Genomic DNA, 20,150 nt, shown 5'->3' with positions numbered 1-20,150 from the left:
CAGGCATTAGAACAGAAACTCAACTTTCCATGTGTATCCTTTTTTTCATTTTTGAATCTGTAGTCACAATTTGCTTTTTAACAGCTCTTTTCTCTGGTGTATCTTTCTTAAACAAAAGGCTAACTAAAAGCATACCCGCAAATCCCATCCATGCTGCCGAGAAAAGTTGTTGCATCAAAGGTCCGTCAAACGATAAGACAGGTATCGCTACATAGAGAAGCACCAACAACATTAATACTTTTGCTATTTTTTCTTGTCTCATAAAAAACACAACCTCCCTTACTATCATCAATATGCATAGAAAGGGAGGTTAGAATCATTATACACTTATGCTTTCACCGCTTATGAGCACTTTTCCTTTGTTTCCGAGTTTAGATGTGAATGAAGCTTCAGGATCCTGTTCAATCACAGGAAACGTGTTGTAATGGATTGGAACGGTAACTTCAGCACCAATCCACTCTGCTGCGATTAATGCATCTTCAGGCCCCATCGTAAAGTTGTCACCAATAGGTAAGAAAGCAATATCTGGTTTTGCAAACTCTCCTATTAATTTCATATCTGAGAATAGAGCTGTATCTCCTGCATGGTATAGCGTTTTCCCATCACATGAGAATAAAATTCCCGCTGGCATTCCAGTATATACGACAGTGCCATCTTCCTGTGAATAACTTGATCCATGAAAAGCTTGAGTGAATTTCACTTTTCCAAAATCAAATGTGCGGCTTCCTCCTATATGCATAGGATGTGCCTCTACACCGAGTGTTTGTAAGTAATCAGCAAGTTCAAATGGTGCTACGACCAAGCTGTTATTCGCTTTTGCGATCTCAACCGTGTCGCCTACATGATCGTTATGACCGTGTGTTAAGAGAATCACATCAGCTTTTACGTCCTGAACATTGATCTTAGCTTGTCCATTTCCGTTAATAAAAGGGTCGATCCAAATGGAATGTTGCTCGGTTTGAATTTCAAGTACAGAATGTCCGTGGTATGTCACTTTCATAATTGCATGTTCCCTCCTCAAATTAAACGCTGAAATACCTAATTAGTGTTACATACCCTATTATAGAACAGAAAAAAAGTCCTATTCCAGAGAAAAGGAATGCGAACTTTTTTAAATGTTATCTATTTGTTTGTTTTTAGAATGGAGACAGCATCTTTATAGTCTAGTTGATGCGATTCAGCTACCGCTTTGTATGTTACAAACCCATCTAATGTATTGATCCCTTTAAGTAGAGCTTCATTATCTAAACACGCTTGAACATAACCTTTGTTTGCGATTTGAAGAGCATAAGGTACGGTAACGTTAGTCAGACCGATCGTTGAGGTTCTCGGAACAGCACCTGGCATGTTAGCCACTGCATAATGAAGAACGCCATGCTTTTCATACGTCGGATTATCATGTGTCGTGATGCGGTCGACCGTTTCAAAGATTCCACCTTGATCAATGGCAACATCTACGATGACAGAACCTGGCTGCATGCCTTTAATCATCTCTTCGGTCACAAGCTTAGGAGCCCTAGCTCCCGGTATTAACACAGCTCCAATAACCAGTGCTGATTCTTGAACGGCAAGAGCTATATTGAGTGGATTTGAAATGAGCGTATTGATTTCAACACCGAAAATATCATCAAGCTGACGAAGACGTTCTGGATTTAAATCAATGATTGTTACATCCGCTCCAAGACCCATAGCGATCTTAGCAGCATTCGTTCCGACCACTCCGCCACCAATAACCGTTACTTTTCCACGTCTTACCCCAGGTATTCCACTTAAGAGGATACCTAGCCCACCTTTTGGTTTTTCTAAAAATTGAGCACCGATCTGCGCAGCCATTCTTCCTGCTACTTCACTCATCGGTGTTAGGAGAGGAAGTGTCCCATTCGGCAATTGAACCGTCTCGTACGCAATGCCAACTACTTTATTATCTGTTAATGCTTTTGTAAGTTCTGGCTCAGGTGCAAGATGTAAATAAGTGAAGAGAATTAGACCTTCTCGAAAAAAACAGTACTCCTCAGGAAGCGGTTCTTTTACTTTCATAACCATATCCATCGACCATGCTTGGGTGGGTGTTTCTACGATAACACCACCAGCACTTTCGTATTCTTCATCTGTAAACCCTGAACCGATTCCAGCACCTTTTTGGATAAATACCTCATGACCTGATGCCACAAGGTTCAACACGCCCGCTGGTGTCATCGCTACACGATTTTCATTATTTTTTATCTCAGTCGGTACTCCTATTTTCATGTTGTACCCTCCCTTATTTCACATGGAAATTTTTTCATTATTCTATAGTTAACATACCACCAAAAACTCCAAATAAAAAGTTGAATCTTCTTATAATATTTATAAATTCAAGACAGCTTTAAGGTACCCTAAAAGGAAAAAGAACATTCTCCTTTTTGGTTTTATGAAAAATTCTGCTCATGTTCGCAATTGTAATAACTTTTTTTAGAACAAAAAAGGGCAGCCTCTGTAATAGAGCTACCCTTATCTTGTGTTATGAAAGACTTTCTTCTTCATCAAGTTTTGTTCTTTGCTGTCCTTGATCTACTTTATCAACGATTCCGCTTTGATAAGATTCTGTTATCTGCTGATGAACAGTCATCTCACCTTCAGCATCATATTCAAGCTGTTGATTCGGACGTTTTTCGTTTTCCATCTTAACTTTCCTCCTTCAAACGCAAGACTTTATCCATAGTTTTCGTCTTACAAGGAAAGTTCATTTAAGCTAATTATTGGAAACGGCCATTTTTGATTGTGCGGCATCAATCTGTTGGCGAACGGCCTCAAAACCAGTTCCACCTTCAGAATTTCGTCTTTCTACTGCTGTTTTTGGAGATAGAGCCTCAAACAGATCATTTTCAACGAGCGGGCACCATGCTTGGTATTCTTCCAACGTCACATCAAGAAGATAGCACTCTTTTTGAATACATTGAAGGACCATCTCACCAACTAATTCATGTGCTTCTCGGAAGGGAATTCCTTTTTTCGCTAGGTAATCTGCAAGCTCTGTAGCATTAGAAAAGTCTTGATGCACGGCTTTATTCATCTTATCCACATGAATTTTCACTTCGTTCATCATACCTGTCATGATACTTAAGCATCCTTTAACGGTTTTTACCGTATCAAAAACAGGTTCTTTGTCTTCCTGCATGTCTTTGTTGTATGCAAGCGGCAATCCCTTCATCAATGTAAGAAGGGAGATCAACGAACCATATACTCTCCCGCTTTTCCCTCGGATCAATTCAGCCATATCAGGATTCTTTTTTTGTGGCATCATGGAGCTGCCTGTAGTAAAGCTGTCACTGATCTCAATGAATCCGAACTCTTCTGAAGACCAAAGAATCAGTTCTTCACAAAAACGAGAAAGATGCATCATGATCATAGAAGCATTGCTGCAGCATTCGATCGCAAAATCTCGATCACTTACAGCATCCAAGCTATTGAGATACTTGTCTCTGAATTCAAGCTCGTTCATCGTGATGTTGCGGTCGATTTCAAACGTCGTTCCCGCAAGTGCTCCGGCACCAAGAGGCATAATATCACTGCGCTTTAGACTATCTTGAAGTCTTCCTTTATCACGCTCAAGCATCCAAAAGTAAGCCAATAGATGATGAGCGAATGAAACGGGCTGTGCACGCTGAAGATGTGTATACCCAGGGATGATCGTTTCTACATGCTCTTCTGCAAGATTCAAAAGTGATTTTTGTAATTCTTCAATGTGACTAATGATTAATAACGTTTCTTCTTTTACGTAAAGATGAAAATCTGTTGCCACTTGATCATTTCGACTTCTTGCCGTATGAAGTTTTCCGCCATCTGGTCCAATTTTGTCTGTTAATAATTTTTCAAGGTTCAAATGAATGTCTTCGTATTTAACAGAATACGTAAGCTCCCCTTCTTCAACATCAGATTGAAGAGAAAGCAAGCCATTCTTTATATTTTCGTAAGCACTCTCGTCAATAATTTTACACTGAAACAACATCTTAGCATGAGCCAAACTTCCTTTAATGTCTTGACTGGCCAATTGCTGATCAAAAGAGATGGATGCTCCAAACTCATCTACCCATTCTTCAGGCTGTTTCGAGAAACGTCCTCCCCATAGCTTCTTCACACTTTCACCTCATTTTTTTGAACCATGCTGCTAACTTTTGTAGGAAGTCCCCATAAAGAGATAAAACCTTTCGCAGCTGTATGATCAAAAGCATCGTCTGATGTATATGTTGCTAATTTTTCATCATAAAGTGAATAAGGTGATTTTCTTCCTTCGACGATTGCATGCCCTTTAAAGAATTTAACACGAACTGTACCTGTTACATGTTTTTGTGTTTCGTCCAAGAAGGCTTTTAATGATGCATGTAACGGCGAGAACCATAAACCTTCATAGATCAATTCAGTCATCTTCTTTTCAATGATTGGTTTAAAGTGAGCGACTTCTTTAACTAATGTAAGATCCTCAAGTTCTTTATGTGCTTTAATAAGCGTTGTTGCGGCTGGACATTCGTAAACTTCACGAGATTTGATTCCTACTAATCTATTTTCAACATGGTCGATTCGTCCAACACCATGCGCGCCTCCCCAATCGTTCAACTGATTAATTAGAACATCTAACGCAACATGCTGACCGTTCAGTGATACTGGAACACCTTGTTCGAATCCGATCTCGACAACCTGCGGCTCATCTGGCGTATGTTCGAGAGCAACAGTCATTTCATATGCTTCTTCTGGTGGTGCAGCCCAAGGATCTTCCAAGATTCCACACTCATTGCTTCTTCCCCATAAATTTTGGTCGATTGAGAACGGATTTTCCTTTTTGATCGGAACAGGAATATCATGTTCTTTTGCATACTGAATCTCTTCTTCACGAGACCAGCTCCATTCACGAACTGGCGCTAGAACTTCAAGCTCAGGTGCGAGTGCAGAAACAGAAACTTCAAAACGAACTTGATCGTTCCCTTTTCCTGTGCAGCCATGAGCAACGGCTGTAGCTCCATATTTTTTAGCAGTTTCTACTAACTTTTTCGCGATCAACGGTCTGCTTAATGCAGAGATGAGTGGATATTTCCCTTCATACAATGCATGTGATTGTAGAGCTACTAATGCATATTCATCAGCATATTCTTTTTGAACATCAAGTACGATCGATTCAGATGCCCCGATTGATAGCGCCTTTGATTGTATAAAAGGAAGATCCTTGCCTTCACCTACATCCAAGCATAATGCAATAACTTCGTATCCCTTATCAGCTAGCCATGGAATCGCAACAGACGTATCTAATCCTCCAGAATAAGCTAAAACTACCTTTTTCCCCATATGAAATCTCTCCTTTTGTTATAGCCAAAAATGAATATTTACTTATTTTTATACATTTTTGTTTATAAAAATACCATTTATGATAGTTCATACTATAACAAAAACACTAATGAAATTGCAAGGTTATTCTTTAAAATGAATAAAAATAACATCGAACTTTTATCTACCATCCCACTCCACCCTTTTGTACAATAGAAAAAGAGGTGATTTCAATTGCAAAATGACTTTGTTTGGGATGAAAGACTCGGAATTTTTGTTCCGCATTTAAATAAATCGTGGGAAAAGTACGATACGGCGACTCAAGAAGCGATAATGCTGCAATGGGAAAAGATCAGAGGAAGAATTCCTGATCGAATCGGAGAGATCGAAGAGATCATCAACAAGTTGCAAGACCAACTATCGACCGAAGAACATTTTGAGGTCTCATGTGAATTGAACAATAAGATTGCGAGCCTCGCTTCTGTCATCAACGATCTTTGGCTATGGTACAGATTGAATCAGAGTATCACTTCAAAGATTCATGATTAAATGAGGTTCCCTTTGATAGTAGGAGTCTTCATATACAAATAAAGAGGATGCATTTGCATCCTCTTTATTTTGGACTATTTTCTTTAACAAACACCCTTATTTATTCAGCTGTTGAACAACATGTGACAGCTCGGGTATGATTAATTTCTCCATGCCTAGTTTTACAGCACCTGATGAACCAGGCAGTGCGAATATCGCTGTACTATCCTTAACTCCTGCTATTGCTCTGCTCAGCATCGCACCAGAGCCAATATCGTCTGTATAGCTTAACATGCGAAAAAGTTCACCAAAACCAGAGATCTCTTTATCAAATAAAGGCGTTAATGCCTCAATTGTTACATCTCTAGAAGCGATTCCTGTTCCTCCATTAAAAAGGACAACATCAATCTCTTTATTCTGTATACCGTATTCCGCAGCATCTTGAATGGATCTCATCTCATCTTTAACAATTTTGTATGCAGCAATTTTATGATTCTTTTTCTTTAAAAATGTATGGATCAATTTTCCGCTTTTATCTGTTTCTTCATCACGCGTATCACTAACGGTTACGATCATGCATCTAACCACTCGTGGTGCTAGAGCTTTATGTTCTTTTACACTCATGGAAGCAACACCTGTTTCTTAATATTTTTCAAAAAGATATCTTTTTTGATAAAACTTGTGTGCAATTTCTGTGATTTTTCTCGACTGTTGATAGTTCATGAATGCACCGAGTGCCATTCCGAAAATCGGCAACCCTTGTGTTAGCTTCTTTCGAAGAAGAAGAATCGCCATCATCTTCATAGCTTGTTGTATCGGATGTGACATCCATGACACATCTGCGATCACATCTTTTCCCGCATAAAAAATCGGATCTTCTTCCTCTCTGATCTCGACCATCAGCTCGTCCCACTTTTCCTGTTGAAAACGCTTCGGCATCGTCGCTGCATGATAAACTTTTAACGAACGCATCATTTCTGCAGGTCTTTGGATATCATAGCCATAGTGCATCGCGATAGATTGCACGGAACGTATTCCAAGAGCAACCATTGCAGGCAGGTCTGTTCCTAAAAAGAGAAGTCCTCCTGTGCCTGCGAGCCCTCCTTGCGAAAAGGACAAGAGCCTGTTTCTTGCGATTTGCTGGTCTGCCATATACGATAACTGATCGATCGAACACTTTTTTAGATCTTCAATTTCATAGATATCGTCTCTAAAGACTCTTGCTTCAGACAATAACCGTTGTTTAGTATCCAATTGAAATTGGGAGTTTTGTATAAGAGCATGAATATGAAATAATGCAGAATCCACATATTCACCGACTGTCTCTTGCACCTCTTCTGGAAGGAGGTCCATCTGCCTTGTTGCCCATTTTTCATAAGTACGGCCAAAATCTGTTGGTTCATATGTAAAGAAATCTTCTTCCCACGCCATAATTTCTTGCCAGATCTGTTCCTCACGCGCTGTTAATGCCATACGCATCCTCCTTAAAACCTTTTAAATAGTGTAGTATAAATCACTCTTAAAGTAAAAATTCTGTAATGAGAGAACTTATAAAAATGGATTTCTCCATTCCATCAGCAACGCATAGTTAGACGATTCTTCGTCCTCAATATAATTCTGGATAAGCATCAGCGGATTTCTTCCACATCGCAAAAGAAACGATATGACCGGATCATATAACTCGCCACTAATCACTTTGTCAGCATAATCTTGAGGAGAAAGAACATGTGAATGCTTTGAATAACCCGGCATCCTACCTCCGCCTAATAATCTCTGTAATTTATGGTGAACGACCGTTTCATACAGAGATTGCATAAGAAGCTTGCCTAAATTAAATTTACGGTGTGATGGTCTTATGCAAATATCTACAACATACAGTGTATTTGCACTTTGATCATGATTGGTGATATAACCATTGCCCGTTATCTCTTCCCACGTATGCTGCGGATGTTCCAAGTCATATTCCACGAGTAAACTTGTTACCGATCCAGCAAGGACTCCATTGATTTCTACACATAGAGCTCCATCCGGAAAAAGCGAGATATGGTTATGTAACTGTTTTTCGTTCCATAATAATTCTGGGGGAAATGGAGAAGGAAAACTTTCTTTTTGAATGGAAAGGAGTTCAGCAAAATCTTTTTGTTCATAATTCCGAACGACAGCTCTAACATTTTGATTGTTCATGTAAAGATATTGTTCTTTTATGTACATGTTTCGGCCTCCCTCTTGTAAAAGGTGAGCGCTAATTTTTTGCTCATTAGATGGTTTACGCTAAATACCTCCATATTCCTTCTTTCAACTGCATATCTAAACACAAAAAAAAACAGCCTTTTCACAAGGAAAAGACTGTCTCTGTAACTACATCGCATAGCGCATTGTATCACGCGCGATCATTACTTCTTCATTTGTAGGAATCACGATAACTTTTACAGGTGAGTGCGGGTAGCTGATGAACGCCTCTTTACCACGAACTTGGTTAAGAGCAGGATCCCAATATACACCCATGAACTCTAGACCACGAAGTACGCGCTCACGTACAGCTGTACTGTTCTCACCGATACCAGCAGTAAAGATGATCGCATCGATACCAGCCATTCTCGCTGCATAAGATCCAATATATTTATGGATACGGCTAGCAAACACCTCTAATGCAAGTTCAGCACGTTCGTTTCCTTTTTCTGCTTCACTTTCAATATCACGAAGGTCGGAGGAGAATCCAGAAACACCAAGCATTCCACTCTTATTGTTCAAGACATTGATTACTTCTTCAGCACTTTGACCTGTCTTTTGCATGATGTAAGGAATCAATGAAGGGTCAATGTTACCAGAACGAGTTCCCATTGTAACTCCTGCTAAAGGTGTGAAGCCCATAGATGTATCAATCGATTTTCCACCTTCGATCGCTGCAATACTTGCACCGTTACCTAAGTGGCAAGATAAGAGACGAAGTTGTTCAACCGGACGTCCAAGAAGCTCAGCAGCTCTCTCTGAAACATACTTATGACTTGTTCCATGGAATCCGTATTTACGAATTCCGTATTCTTCATAATACTCGTATGGAAGGCTGTATAAGAATGATTTTTCAGGCATGGACTGATGGAAAGCCGTATCAAAAACAGCAACTGCAGGTACGTTAGGCAATACATTTTTGAACGCTTTGATTCCAACAACGTTGGCTGGATTGTGCAGTGGTGCAAGATAAGAGATCTCTTCAATTTCATGAAGAACCTCATCTGTGATTAATACAGAGTCGTTAAACTTTTCTCCACCATGTACAACACGATGACCGATTCCTTCGATCTCATCAAGAGAAGAAATGATGTTATGTTTTACTAATTTATCTAAAAGCATTGATACTGCTTCTGAATGATCTTGGATATCTTTAATTTCTTTTACTTTTTCACCATCCACTTCGATCGTGAAAACTGAATCATTTAATCCGATACGTTCTACAAGTCCTTTAGTCAGTACTTCTTCTTCAGGCATTTGAAGCAACTGAAATTTTAAGGACGAGCTTCCGGCGTTAATTGCAATAATTTTAGCCAAAATAGCCATCTCCTTCATATTCAATGAAATAGTAGGATGAGAACTCCTACTTCCATCTCACTTGAAACTTAATCCTTCCTTATTTAAACATTGACCTTTATTAATATCAAGGTAGTAAAACGCTTACACCTTATATTCATGCAATTCAGACTTGAATCCGTTTGCAATTGCATAAAAAAAACAGCATAGGATTGACCCACGCTGTTATTTTTCACGTTCCCACTCTGTTTTAAACCACTCATTAATCTGTTCCATCACATTTCCTAAACCATTTTTATTAGAGAAAGATGGAAGCTGAGCTAGCATCGCTTGTTTAGGCTTTATTGCACCTTCTCCATTCTTTTGAAGAATCAGGATACTCTTTGCATGTACGGAGGACTTAAATAATGATTCAGGTAACTGAAGAAGACCTAGGACGGTTACTGTTTCCTTCATCCAACTTTTAAACAAGTCCGCTTGTTCACTTTCAAAGAGGTTGTTCGGCACGATAAATATCCCAATGCCTGTTTCTTTCAAATGATGAACCGATTGCTCAATGATTAAGTGATGAGCATAAGTATGGCCTTCTTTTTCATGAACTTTGAAGGCTTTAGTTGCTTCATCATCTGGATAATATCCTACAGGAAGATCAGCTACAACCACATCAACAGGATCTGCATAGAGTGGTTTGATCACATCTTGGTGAAAAAGCTCTAGTTTATGTTTTTGGATATTTGCATTGACCCACGCTAAACGTAAAAGAGTTTCGTCCACTTCTACTCCGAATGAAACACACTCTTTGTCCTTCAACTGATTCATAACAGCTGTTAGCAAGTTTCCTGAACCGACTACAGGATCTAACAATGTAAGGTTTTCGGATTTTTTCATAAATTTTTGTACGAGGTATCCGGCAAAAAGTGCAACCGCATCTGGCGTCATCGCATGATGGGGCTGAACAGCTTCTTTCATACCTTTTAGTACAGCCAACTGAAATGCTTTACGCGTTTCTTCTTTACCGAATTCTGCAACATCCACTTTTTTGTATTCATCTGTTAATACCGTTGATAATTCTTTCGGGTATTCTTTTGGTATCTCCTGAAAGAACAGATTTTCTCCTGATTCTACAAGAGCGTCTAAATAGGGCAGTTCAAGTTTATCTTGAATTGCAGTAGCTGTGTTGTCGAGAACAACAAATAGCTTTTCAACATCTTTAAAAGAACTCATATATCGCTTCCTCCTAAGTTTTCACAGGAAACATTTTAGCAAACTACGTACTGTATATACAATCATTAACTTCTACCATTACCAAAATGGAAGTTTTGAGCAGTATTTAACACAAAAAAATCTCCGGTATTTTGAAGCTTTACCGGAGATTTCTGAATGTTTATTTTGCTGCTTTAGCTGCTTCAATCGCTGCTTCATAATTTGGGTGGCTCGTAACTTCATCTACGTATTCTACATACGTAACTTTATCAGAGCTATCAATAACAAATACAGAGCGAGCTAGAAGACGAAGTTCCTCGATCGCAACTCCATATGCTTTACCGAATGAAAGATCACGGTGATCAGATAGCGTTTGAACATTCTCAATACCTGCTGCTGCACACCATCTTTTTTGTGCAAAAGGCAAGTCCACTGAAACTGTTAAGACTTTGACGTTGTCAAGCTTAGACGCCTCTTCATTAAAACGACGCACTTCAGCATCACATACGCCCGTGTCAACTGAAGGGACAGCAGCGATTAAACGTACACTTCCTTTTGAATCTGCAAGACTAACTTCAGACATGTCGTTTGCCAACACTTTAAAATCTGGAGCTTGGTCCCCTACTTTTACTTCATTTCCTAGTAATGTGACTGGTTTTTCCTTAAATGTTACAGCCATGATCATACTCCTCCTTTAAAAAATAAATTATGTACTTTCCCTTTCATCTTAAAGCAACCCAGAAAAAAAAGCTAACGAGATGTTAGCTTTTTTAAAACTCATGTGTTTGTGTGCTTGAAGGTCCCTGATCATGTTTGTTCTTGTTCATGAGATGCTGCAGCTTATCAATCACACCAGGTGCTAGATCTAAGATTCTTTCGTAAAGGTGCGTACTGTTATCTAAGTGGATCGTCTTGATCCCAGTATTGCTTACAACTAGGAATGCAATCGGAGTAATCGATACTCCTCCTCCGCTTCCTCCACCAAAAGGCATCTCTTTTGAATGACTAGAAGATCCTTGCTGTGTAGATGAATTACGGGATTCTTCCTGTCCACCGAATTCACTTCCACCTGCCGCAAATCCAAATCCTACTTTTGATACTGTTAGAATAACACTGCCGTCTGGTGTCTCTACAGGATCACCAATAATCGTATTTACATCGATCATTTCTTTTAAGTTTTCCATCGCGGTTTTCATTAAACCCTGGATTGGATGTTCACTCATTTTCTACATGCCTCCAGTCATATATTCAGAATTCAGCTTGGTCGAACGACTTACTATTCGCCAGGACTTTAAGATTTTTAACATAACGACAATAGCATGCCCGATTTTAAATGAAATCATACAAGAAAACCGCGTTTCACTATGCATACCCTGAAAAACAGGAACAACGGATATATTCGGAGATTCTTCAAGTTTAAAAAAGGCATTCAGTACTTGTATCGCTATTCCTTTGAAACCCCAAACAGTACCAGCTGCTATAGCTGAGGAAGATGCTTCACCAAGTCCGATCGCACTATGCCATTCTACTTTTTTCACTCGCATCTTCTTCAAAAATGCGGCGAGTATCTGGTAAAAATGGTTGATGTGCTTAAGCATCTGATTAAATGATCGATATTGCTTTTTTATTTGTGAGAACGTGATTTTTTTCTTTTCTTTTTTCTGTCCGAGCGTCGATTGTTTTTCTTCCCTGATCTTTACGGAGTGATCCTTTGCATCTACCATGATCAGAGGCACATTCAGTTTATATTTTAAGAAACGATACATCTTAAAATTCACTTGAATGTTACTATTATCATTTCGATGGACGAAATAAATGGAAATGTGAATTGTTGAAATACTTATCACGATTAATAAAATTAGTAAAATACCAATAAAAATTGCAACCCAAACCATACATGCTCTTCCCTTCTGTTATCTCTTCATTATGGGCAGAGGTCATTCAATCTAAACGTTATGAAGTCTGTTACAATAGAATCAAGAATTCGATTGCATGACTCAGAACAAAATAGTGAAGCAGATAAATTTAAGGGAGGAAGGCATTATGGCTGTTCGCAATAAAATTTTCTTTTTTTACAAAAAGGAAGAACGTACTTTAGAGAAGATCCAATCATTACTTTCCTTGGCCTTAACAGAGGGATTCGAAGTAGTAGAAGACGTGAAAGAAGCAAACATCATAGCTAGTATTGGTGGTGACGGCACCTTCTTACAAGCAGTTCGAAAAACAGGTTTCAGAGATGATTGTCTGTATGTGGGCGTCAGTACGCTCGAGAATGAATTTTATTGCGATTTTCATATTGATGATCAAGCAGGTATGATTGAAGCAATGAAAAACGAACAAGTTGAAGTTAGAAAATATCCTGCTCTATCGGTAAACATTGATGGACAAGGATCATTCTATTGCTTAAACGAATGTTCCCTTCGCTCTTCTATTATTCGAACTCTTGAGATCGATGTCTTCATTGATGATTTATATTTCGAAACCTTCCGTGGAGACGGAATGATCATTTCGACTCCTACAGGGAGTACTGCTTACAATAAGTCAGTTAACGGAGCAGTCGTTGACCCGATGCTAGCTTGCTATCAAATCAGTGAGCTCGCTTCATTAAATAACAATCACTACCGCACTTTAGGTTCTTCGTTTATCCTAAGTGATAACCGTAAGATGACATTAAAGATCAAGCATGATAACAGCCATTATCCGATTATCGGTATGGACAATGAGGCGATGAGTATTAAACATTGTGAAACCTTGAATTTCGAGCTCACAAATAAAAGAATCAAGACTGTAAAATTAAAAGACAATTCATTTTGGCATAAAGTAAAAAGAAGCTTCTTGTAGAAGATAAACAACCAATAAAACAGCTTGCATTTTCTGCAAGCTGTTTTTCTTTTGTTCATGACACTTCCGCGTTCTACTCACCTTTGTTCTTATAGACAATATCACCATCTACAATTGTAAGTACAACTTTAGATTTTAAGATCTCATCTTCTGAAACTTCAAATAGATCTTGATCTAAGACAGTAAAGTCAGCAAGATATCCTTCTTTAATGAACCCTTTAACATCCTCTTGCATGATGGCCGAAGCACTTCCGACTGTATATAAAGCTATCGCTTCAAACATTGTTAATTTTTGTTCTGGAACATATCCTTCATGACGCTCCCCCGGTTTTCTTCGGGTAACAGCTGCAAATATTCCAAGAAGCGGATCCACCGGTTCAATAGGAGCATCAGAGCCACCCGCACAAATTAGTTGTTCATCAAGCAGACGTCTAAAAGGGAAAGCATTTGGAATCCGTTCCGTTCCGAGTCGTTCGATTAACCAAGGAAAGTCTGATGCTACAAATCCTGGTTGTATATCTAATATGACAGGTAGTTGTTTCATCTCAGCGATTAATTCATCATCTACAAGTCCAACATGAATTAAGCGATCTCTGCCTTCCTTTGCAGGGTTATTTTTTATCGCTTCAATCGTTTGTTTCAAAGCCATATCACCAATCGTATGTACAGCAACATTCATATGATACTCTCTCGCTTTTTGAACAAGTTGAGCAAGATCAAAATCTGCATGGATCGATACACCTGAGGTTTCAGGAGCATCGTTATAAGGCTGGGATAACCAAGCGGTTCGGCCTCCAAAAGCTCCATCTGCAAATATTTTCAATGCTCCATACTCTACGAATGGCAACTCATATTCCTTTTTAACATTCTTGAAGTCTTCAAAAGCTTCATGATGCACCAATAGATGAGCTCGAAACTTAATCTCTTCTCCATCAATGACAGATCGATAAGCACTCAACGGCCTTTCTACATACCCGTAATAGCTTAAGTCTTCCGAATGACCTCCTGTTAATCCTAATGAAAGCAAATGTTTGATAGAGGTCTTTAAGGCAGTATTCAAATAGTTCTGTGAAGCTTCTGGCACAACTTTCTTTACAAGTTCTGCAGCACTATCATGTAACAGCCCTGTTGCTTCTCCATCATTATCTCTTACGATAATTCCACCGGGAGGATCGACCGTATCCTTAGTTATACCTGCCAATGCTAATGCTTTCGTGTTCGCTAAAAATGCATGCCGACAAACTCTAGATAGAAGAACAGGGCGTCCTCCTGAAATATCATCAAGTTCTTGCCTATGAAAAATCTTACGGTCGATAAAATTGTTCTCGTTCCACCCTTCACCGAGCAACCATTCATCGGATGTAAGTGTAGCTGCTTTTTCTCTCAGAGCACGTTCCATCTCCTCAGCGGAAGTCATTTCTGAAAGATCAAGCTTTATCAATTTTTCACCGTGACCGATCAAATGCAGATGACTATCTACAAAACCTGGATACATAACATACCCTTTTAGATCGACTTTTTTCGTTATATGCTCGCTATACGTTTCTGATAAGTCTTTTTCAGTACCGGTTTTAATAATTTGGCCGTTCTCTACGTAAACGGCTTCAATATGCTCATCTTCATTTACCATCGTATAGATTTTCCCATTAAAAAAGAGCGTCCCCATTTGATTTACCACCTTTACCAATCATCTTTTTACAGTAGTATAACGTAAACACCAAACTAAAAAGCAGATAAAGTATCTGCTTTTCTTTAAAACATCATCTTGTTTTAGATGCTTCTAACTGCCGCAGCTCGATACGTCTGATTTTCCCTGAAGTTGTCTTAGGAAGATCATCCACATATTCAATCGATCTAGGGTATTTATACGGAGCGGTAAGTTCTTTTACGTGTTCTTGAAGCTCTTTTGTTAGGACTTCGTTACTTGCTGTTTGATCTCGTAAAACAACAAACGCTTTAACAATATGTCCGCGTATTTCATCTGGGCTTGCTACTACTGCACATTCTTTAACAGCAGGGTGCTTTACAAGTGCATCCTCAACTTCAAATGGTCCGATCGTATAGCCTGAGGAGATAATGATATCGTCACCTCTGCCTTCAAACCAAAAATAACCTTCAGTATCTTTCTTTGCTTTATCACCCGTAACATAATAGTCACCACGGAAAGCCATCATCGTCCGATCTCGGTCTTTATAATATTCTTTAAAAAGTGCAGGACAATTTTTATGAACGGCAATATCCCCAACTTCTCCAGCTGCAACAGGCTTTCCGTTCTCATCAATAACGTCAACATCGTTTCCAGGCGTTGGCTTACCCATTGAACCAGGCTTGATCTCCATACCTTCCATCGTACCGACTAATAACGTATTCTCAGTTTGTCCATATCCGTCACGTACTTTAATGTGGAAATACTTTTCGAACGTATCGATCACTTCACGGTTTAACGGTTCCCCAGCTGATACAGCGCTCCTTAATTGTGGTAATTTATATTGATCCAAATTATCTACTTTTGCCATTAAACGATACTCTGTTGGTGTACAACATAAAACAGAGATCTGCTGGTCTTGCAAAAGTGTTAAATATTTTTTCGGATCGAACTTCCCTTGGTAGACAAAACCTGTAGAACCAGTACCTAAAGTAGATAAGAATGGACTCCAGATCCACTTTTGCCAACCTGGTCCAGCAGTTGCCCAAACTTTGTCATCTTCTGAAATGTTTAGCCAGCTCTTAGCAGCAGTACGAATATGAGCATATGCCCATCCGTGTGTATGCACAACACCTTTAGGCTGACCTGTTGTACCTGATGTGTAAGATAAAAAAGCCATATCATCTTTTGCTGTTTCAGGAGCTTTGTAGGAAACGCTTACATTATTCGTAATCGCTTGTAAGCTTAACCAATTTTCCGTCTCTCCGTTCGCACTAATCTTATATGTAAGTGTAGGCAAGTGATCTTTGATCTCATTAACTTGCTCAGTAAACCGGTAATCCGCAATGATCGCTTTTGCTTCACTATGTTGGACGCGGTAGCTCAGATCCTTAGCTCTTAACATTTCTGAGCAAGGAATAACAGAAATTCCAGCTTTCAAACAAGCAATATACACCGCATACGTTTCGATCAGTCGCGGCATGATGATCAAGACTCTATCACCTTTAGCCAGTCCTAGTTCTTCTAAAGAATTTGCAATTTGATTCGCTCTGTCTAGGAGCTTCTTATATGTAATCTCCTCGGTAACGCCTTGTTCATCCATCCAGATTAAAGCTTTTTTTTCAGGGTTTAAAGCATACTTTTCCATTTCTTCTGTTAAATTATAAATGTTTGGAGCAATCAAGTTCATTTCCTTCACCCTTTCAATTCATGTTGTTCTTTACCATTATAATATATTTTAGAAAATTTTTAAAATTTAGTCATATATGTACAAAAATAAAAGGAGCGGGGACAACCCGCTCCGTTAGCCATTACTATTTATTTAGAGTATCCACCTAGAGCTTGAGCTACTAGACGCTTAGTGATTTCTCCACCTACAGATCCGTTAGCACGTGCAGTTGAATCTGGTCCAAGGTTTACACCGAATTCAGAAGCGATTTCATACTTCATTTGGTCTACAGCTTGTTGTGCACCTGGTACTACTAATTGGTTTTGGTTTGCCATGTTGTTTCACCTCCTTTGTACTAATAAGATGTGTCTAAATGACCGATTCAATTCTTGGAAATTGTTGTGTGTGTTGCCATTTTAGGATATTAGTTAGGAAGAAGGCTTATGAAGGTAGTTGATTTCTACTCCAGGTTGCTCGCTTTCCATGGGGCGAACGGTGAGCCTCCTGCCGCTTTGCGCCATTAGGAGTCTCCACCTGATCGCTCGTCCCATAGGAGTCAGCAACCTTGCGCTCCAATCAAACTGCAAAGAAGAAACAATTTAATTGCAAAAACTACAGCTCTTAAATTAAAAAAGCCCGCACAATGTGCAGACTTTTTCACTTAGTTTGTATCTTGTTGCTATAAATTTTTCAGAATTGAAGCGTGCTAAATCAAGCACTACATGTTGTTAGGTGTTTAAAATTTCTTTATAAAGGTGTTTTTTACTATTCTGTGTCTTCCTCATTGACAAGTTGAATGGAGTGTAAGGTGCGAGACTCCTGCGGGACAGGTGGGCAGGTGAGACACTTAAAAGTGAAACGTTCGAATGTGGCTCACCGCCTGCCCCGCGGAAAGCGAGCAACCTGAAACGGAAATCAGCTACTTTCAAGAACTAACAAAACACGCAAAAAATGCCTTAGAGCAAATCATCAAATGTTTCGTCAATTGATTTCCCTTCTTCAAGAATCAAGGTCTCAACTTCATTAACCGCTTCTTCAATCAACTCTTCAAGGTTTTCAATATTTTTCTCGAACCGAATCGCTTTCTCACGCTTCGGTTTAGTCTTTGGTGCAGATGGCAAGAAAATCGTACAGCAATCTTCATAAGGACGAATTGAAATCTCGTATGTTCCAATTTTATGCGACAAATTCATGATCTCTAGCTTATCCATCGTAATAACAGGACGAAGAATAGGCATGTTCGTTACTTCATTGATCGCATACATGCTATGCATCGTTTGACTTGCAACTTGGCCGAGGTTCTCTCCGTTTGCGATAGCCATCGCATGGTTGTTCTCCGCTAATCGCTCAGTGATTCTCAGCATTACTCTTCTCATGATCGTCATACTATAACTAGATGGAATCTTATCTTTGATCGTTTGTTGGATTTTTGTAAAAGGTACAACATGAAGCTTGATCTTTCCTCCGCTATAGCGAGTGAGCTCTTGCGTTAGATCAACCACTTTTTGCTTTGCTCGTTCACTTGTAAAAGGCGGACTATGAAAATGAACACCTTCAATACGAACACCACGCTTCATCGTCAAATATCCTGCTACTGGACTGTCGATACCACCTGAAAGCATAAGCATCGCTTTACCTCCAACACCGATCGGCAGACCGCCAGCTCCCTCAAATGATTTTGAGCTAATGTAAGTTCCTGTATCTTTAACTTCCACTTTGACATTTACATCTGGATTATGAACATCAACGGTTAAACCTTCTGTGTTTCTTAAAAGGTATCCTCCAACTTCTTGGTTAAGCTGCATGGAATTGACAGGGAAAGATTTTAAAGAGCGCTTACCTGTAACTTTAAACGTCTTTTTTCCTTCAATCGCTTCATTAAGAGCGATTAAAGCTGCTTTCTGAATCGCTTCTAAATCATTTTCAGCTCTTACAGCTAAACTGATCGAGTGAATGCCGAAAATATTTTGTAGTGATTTGACGATCGGCTCATAAGATTGTCCGTTTAATTCAATAACAATTCGGTCAAAATGTTTTGCCATGTTCAGATCCTGAAATGGACGCATTTTTCGTTTTACAGTTTCAAAAAGCTGTGATTCGAAATGCCTTCTGTTTTTTCCTTTTAGTGATAATTCACCATAACGCACGACTAAATGATCATAAATCATCTTCATTACCTCATTACCTTCTTAATATTTATTAGTTCTTCTTTTAATACCTTTAAAGTCAGTTCTGCTTCTTTCAATGTGTTTCCATATGAAGTACTCAAACGAATTGCCGTTGAAGCACGATTTTCTCCTAACCCCATCTCTAGTAAGATACGGCTTGCTCCACCTTGTTTTGATGAACACGCAGAACGAGTAGATACATACACATCTCTTTTATCAAGGGAATGAATCAGCACTTCTGGTTTGATGCCCTTCACTGAAAAATTAATAATGTGAGGAGCTGAGCACTTTATAGGAGTATTTATCTCTATTCCATCTATGGAACGTAACTCTTCAATTAAGAACTGCTTAATCTCTAATAAATTTTCTTTCTTTTCCTTATTCTCTTGAAGAATCAACCTTAACGCTTTTGCCATAGCTACAATACCTGCAACGTTTTCAGTACCAGCCCTTTTCTTTAATTCTTGTTCACCACCAGTGAACAAAGAAGAGATACTCACACCGTTCTTCACAAAAAGAATTCCATTTCCTTTTAAACCGTGAATTTTATGTGCAGATATTGTGCACAGGTCGATCCCACACTCTTTAAGTGGAAGGTCAACCTTACCGACACCTTGAACATTGTCGACATGGAAAAAAATCTTCGGGTGCTCTTTCAAGATCTTACCTATCTCTTGAATAGGTTGTATCGTTCCTGTTTCATTATTGACATGAATAAGTGAAACAAGTATCGTATCCGGCCGGATCGAACGTTTAAGGTCTTCTGATGAGATCAACCCGTCATGATCCACTGGAAGATACGTAATTTCGAAACCTTGTGATTCAAGATATTGAAAGGATTCATGACTCGATGCATGCTCAACAGAAGATGTTATAAGGTGTTTACCTCGATTTTGATGTTGAAATGCAATCCCTTTGATCGCTATATTGTTGCCTTCTGTACCCCCAGAGGTAAAAACCACTTCAGATGGTGCTACCTCTAATAGCTGAGCAATTGACTTTCTAGCCTGACCAAGTAATTTCTCAGCTTCTCCTCCTTTTGAATGAAGCGAAGATGGATTGGCAAAATACTTTTCTGACACCGTTACGAACGTATCCAGAACTTCCTTATATGGCTTTGTTGTTGCACTATTATCCAAATAAATCATTGTTGAATCCTCCAATTATCCATTCCAAACCGTTCTAAAACACACATTTCATTATCATACCATAATTTAGCTATCGTGCACATCTCCACTTATCTCCTATTTTTTGTTAACCGATGAAAAATATCTCT

Annotated in this window: 21 protein-coding genes; 2 read left to right on the top strand and 19 right to left on the bottom strand. The window is 39.0% G+C overall.

All coding sequences use genetic code 11. The annotated features are described in order from the left end of the window. Positions 1 to 19: 19 nt before the first annotated feature. From ACOZ9X_RS03795 to ACOZ9X_RS03770, 6 genes are all read right to left on the bottom strand, one after another. On the bottom strand, positions 20 to 262 hold the full coding sequence (locus ACOZ9X_RS03795) for a hypothetical protein (RefSeq protein WP_423417093.1): 243 nt from the start codon (positions 260 to 262) through the stop codon (positions 20 to 22). Positions 263 to 319: 57 nt separating this feature from the next. After that, positions 320 to 1,000, bottom strand: coding sequence for a metal-dependent hydrolase (locus tag ACOZ9X_RS03790; protein ID WP_423417092.1), 681 nt, complete (start codon positions 998 to 1,000; stop codon positions 320 to 322). A 122-nt stretch (positions 1,001 to 1,122) separates the two neighbouring features. Next, positions 1,123 to 2,247 (bottom strand): alanine dehydrogenase, encoded by a 1,125-nt coding sequence (gene ald, locus ACOZ9X_RS03785; RefSeq protein ID WP_423417091.1) that lies wholly within the window; start codon positions 2,245 to 2,247, stop codon positions 1,123 to 1,125. Positions 2,248 to 2,500: 253 nt separating this feature from the next. Continuing rightward, positions 2,501 to 2,662, bottom strand: coding sequence for a hypothetical protein (locus ACOZ9X_RS03780; RefSeq protein ID WP_153237671.1), 162 nt, complete (start codon positions 2,660 to 2,662; stop codon positions 2,501 to 2,503). Between the two features lie 69 nt (positions 2,663 to 2,731). After that, positions 2,732 to 4,117 carry an argininosuccinate lyase gene (gene argH / locus ACOZ9X_RS03775; RefSeq protein WP_423417090.1) on the bottom strand — a complete coding sequence of 462 codons (1,386 nt, stop codon included), beginning with the start codon at positions 4,115 to 4,117 and terminating at the stop codon, positions 2,732 to 2,734. Next, complete coding sequence (locus ACOZ9X_RS03770) at positions 4,114 to 5,316, bottom strand: argininosuccinate synthase (protein WP_423417089.1); 1,203 nt, start codon at positions 5,314 to 5,316, stop codon at positions 4,114 to 4,116. The genes argH and ACOZ9X_RS03770 overlap by 4 nt, the downstream gene beginning before the upstream one ends. 213 nt (positions 5,317 to 5,529) lie before the next feature. On the opposite strand from ACOZ9X_RS03770, the gene ACOZ9X_RS03765 reads away from it, so the two are divergent. Continuing rightward, a complete protein-coding gene (locus tag ACOZ9X_RS03765; protein WP_423417088.1) occupies positions 5,530 to 5,844 on the top strand; it encodes a hypothetical protein in 315 nt (104 codons plus the stop codon). 96 nt (positions 5,845 to 5,940) lie between these two features. Here ACOZ9X_RS03765 and ACOZ9X_RS03760 read toward each other — a convergent pair whose 3' ends face one another. The 8 genes from ACOZ9X_RS03760 to ACOZ9X_RS03725 form a co-directional block, all read right to left on the bottom strand. After that, a complete protein-coding gene (locus ACOZ9X_RS03760; RefSeq protein ID WP_423417087.1) occupies positions 5,941 to 6,447 on the bottom strand; it encodes a MogA/MoaB family molybdenum cofactor biosynthesis protein in 507 nt (168 codons plus the stop codon). 18 nt (positions 6,448 to 6,465) lie between these two features. After that, entirely contained in the window at positions 6,466 to 7,296 is an 831-nt protein-coding gene (locus ACOZ9X_RS03755) for an EcsC family protein (protein ID WP_423417086.1), read from the bottom strand. A 75-nt stretch (positions 7,297 to 7,371) separates the two neighbouring features. Further along, the gene (locus ACOZ9X_RS03750; protein WP_423417085.1) at positions 7,372 to 8,034 is read right to left on the bottom strand and encodes a GNAT family N-acetyltransferase; all 663 of its coding nucleotides are present in this window, start codon (positions 8,032 to 8,034) and stop codon (positions 7,372 to 7,374) included. Between the two features lie 147 nt (positions 8,035 to 8,181). Next, positions 8,182 to 9,369, bottom strand: a complete 1,188-nt coding sequence (locus ACOZ9X_RS03745) for an acetate kinase (RefSeq protein ID WP_423417084.1) — start codon at positions 9,367 to 9,369, stop codon at positions 8,182 to 8,184. 204 nt (positions 9,370 to 9,573) lie between these two features. Further along, positions 9,574 to 10,572, bottom strand: coding sequence for a class I SAM-dependent methyltransferase (locus ACOZ9X_RS03740; RefSeq protein ID WP_423417083.1), 999 nt, complete (start codon positions 10,570 to 10,572; stop codon positions 9,574 to 9,576). 160 nt (positions 10,573 to 10,732) lie between these two features. Beyond that, positions 10,733 to 11,233 carry a thiol peroxidase gene (gene tpx / locus ACOZ9X_RS03735; RefSeq protein ID WP_066400246.1) on the bottom strand — a complete coding sequence of 167 codons (501 nt, stop codon included), beginning with the start codon at positions 11,231 to 11,233 and terminating at the stop codon, positions 10,733 to 10,735. 88 nt (positions 11,234 to 11,321) lie between these two features. Next, positions 11,322 to 11,774 (bottom strand): GerW family sporulation protein, encoded by a 453-nt coding sequence (gene ytfJ / locus ACOZ9X_RS03730; RefSeq protein WP_423417082.1) that lies wholly within the window; start codon positions 11,772 to 11,774, stop codon positions 11,322 to 11,324. A 3-nt stretch (positions 11,775 to 11,777) separates the two neighbouring features. Continuing rightward, positions 11,778 to 12,446, bottom strand: coding sequence for a DUF2953 domain-containing protein (locus tag ACOZ9X_RS03725; protein ID WP_423417081.1), 669 nt, complete (start codon positions 12,444 to 12,446; stop codon positions 11,778 to 11,780). A 148-nt stretch (positions 12,447 to 12,594) separates the two neighbouring features. Here ACOZ9X_RS03725 and ACOZ9X_RS03720 point away from each other — a divergent pair, with 148 nt between their 5' ends. Continuing rightward, the gene (locus ACOZ9X_RS03720) at positions 12,595 to 13,392 is read left to right on the top strand and encodes an NAD kinase (RefSeq protein ID WP_423417080.1); all 798 of its coding nucleotides are present in this window, start codon (positions 12,595 to 12,597) and stop codon (positions 13,390 to 13,392) included. 73 nt (positions 13,393 to 13,465) lie between these two features. Here ACOZ9X_RS03720 and ACOZ9X_RS03715 read toward each other — a convergent pair whose 3' ends face one another. From ACOZ9X_RS03715 to ACOZ9X_RS03695, 5 genes are all read right to left on the bottom strand, one after another. Then, entirely contained in the window at positions 13,466 to 15,058 is a 1,593-nt protein-coding gene (locus tag ACOZ9X_RS03715; protein WP_423417079.1) for an amidohydrolase, read from the bottom strand. A gap of 94 nt (positions 15,059 to 15,152) precedes the next feature. Further along, the gene (mbcS, locus tag ACOZ9X_RS03710) at positions 15,153 to 16,727 is read right to left on the bottom strand and encodes an acyl-CoA synthetase MbcS (RefSeq protein WP_423417078.1); all 1,575 of its coding nucleotides are present in this window, start codon (positions 16,725 to 16,727) and stop codon (positions 15,153 to 15,155) included. A 128-nt stretch (positions 16,728 to 16,855) separates the two neighbouring features. Next, positions 16,856 to 17,041, bottom strand: a complete 186-nt coding sequence (locus ACOZ9X_RS03705; protein ID WP_066396835.1) for an alpha/beta-type small acid-soluble spore protein — start codon at positions 17,039 to 17,041, stop codon at positions 16,856 to 16,858. Between the two features lie 621 nt (positions 17,042 to 17,662). Beyond that, positions 17,663 to 18,874, bottom strand: a complete 1,212-nt coding sequence (gene thiI / locus ACOZ9X_RS03700; protein WP_423418216.1) for a tRNA uracil 4-sulfurtransferase ThiI — start codon at positions 18,872 to 18,874, stop codon at positions 17,663 to 17,665. 5 nt (positions 18,875 to 18,879) lie between these two features. After that, entirely contained in the window at positions 18,880 to 20,022 is a 1,143-nt protein-coding gene (locus tag ACOZ9X_RS03695) for a cysteine desulfurase family protein (RefSeq protein WP_423417077.1), read from the bottom strand. Between the last annotated feature and the right edge of the window lie 128 nt (positions 20,023 to 20,150).

It is taken from the genome of Fictibacillus nanhaiensis, assembly GCF_049537595.1.
GTDB lineage: Bacteria > Bacillota > Bacilli > Bacillales > Fictibacillaceae > Fictibacillus > Fictibacillus nanhaiensis_F.
The sequence above is the reverse complement of the archived record's forward strand: the minus strand, read 5'-3'. Positions and strand labels throughout refer to the sequence as shown.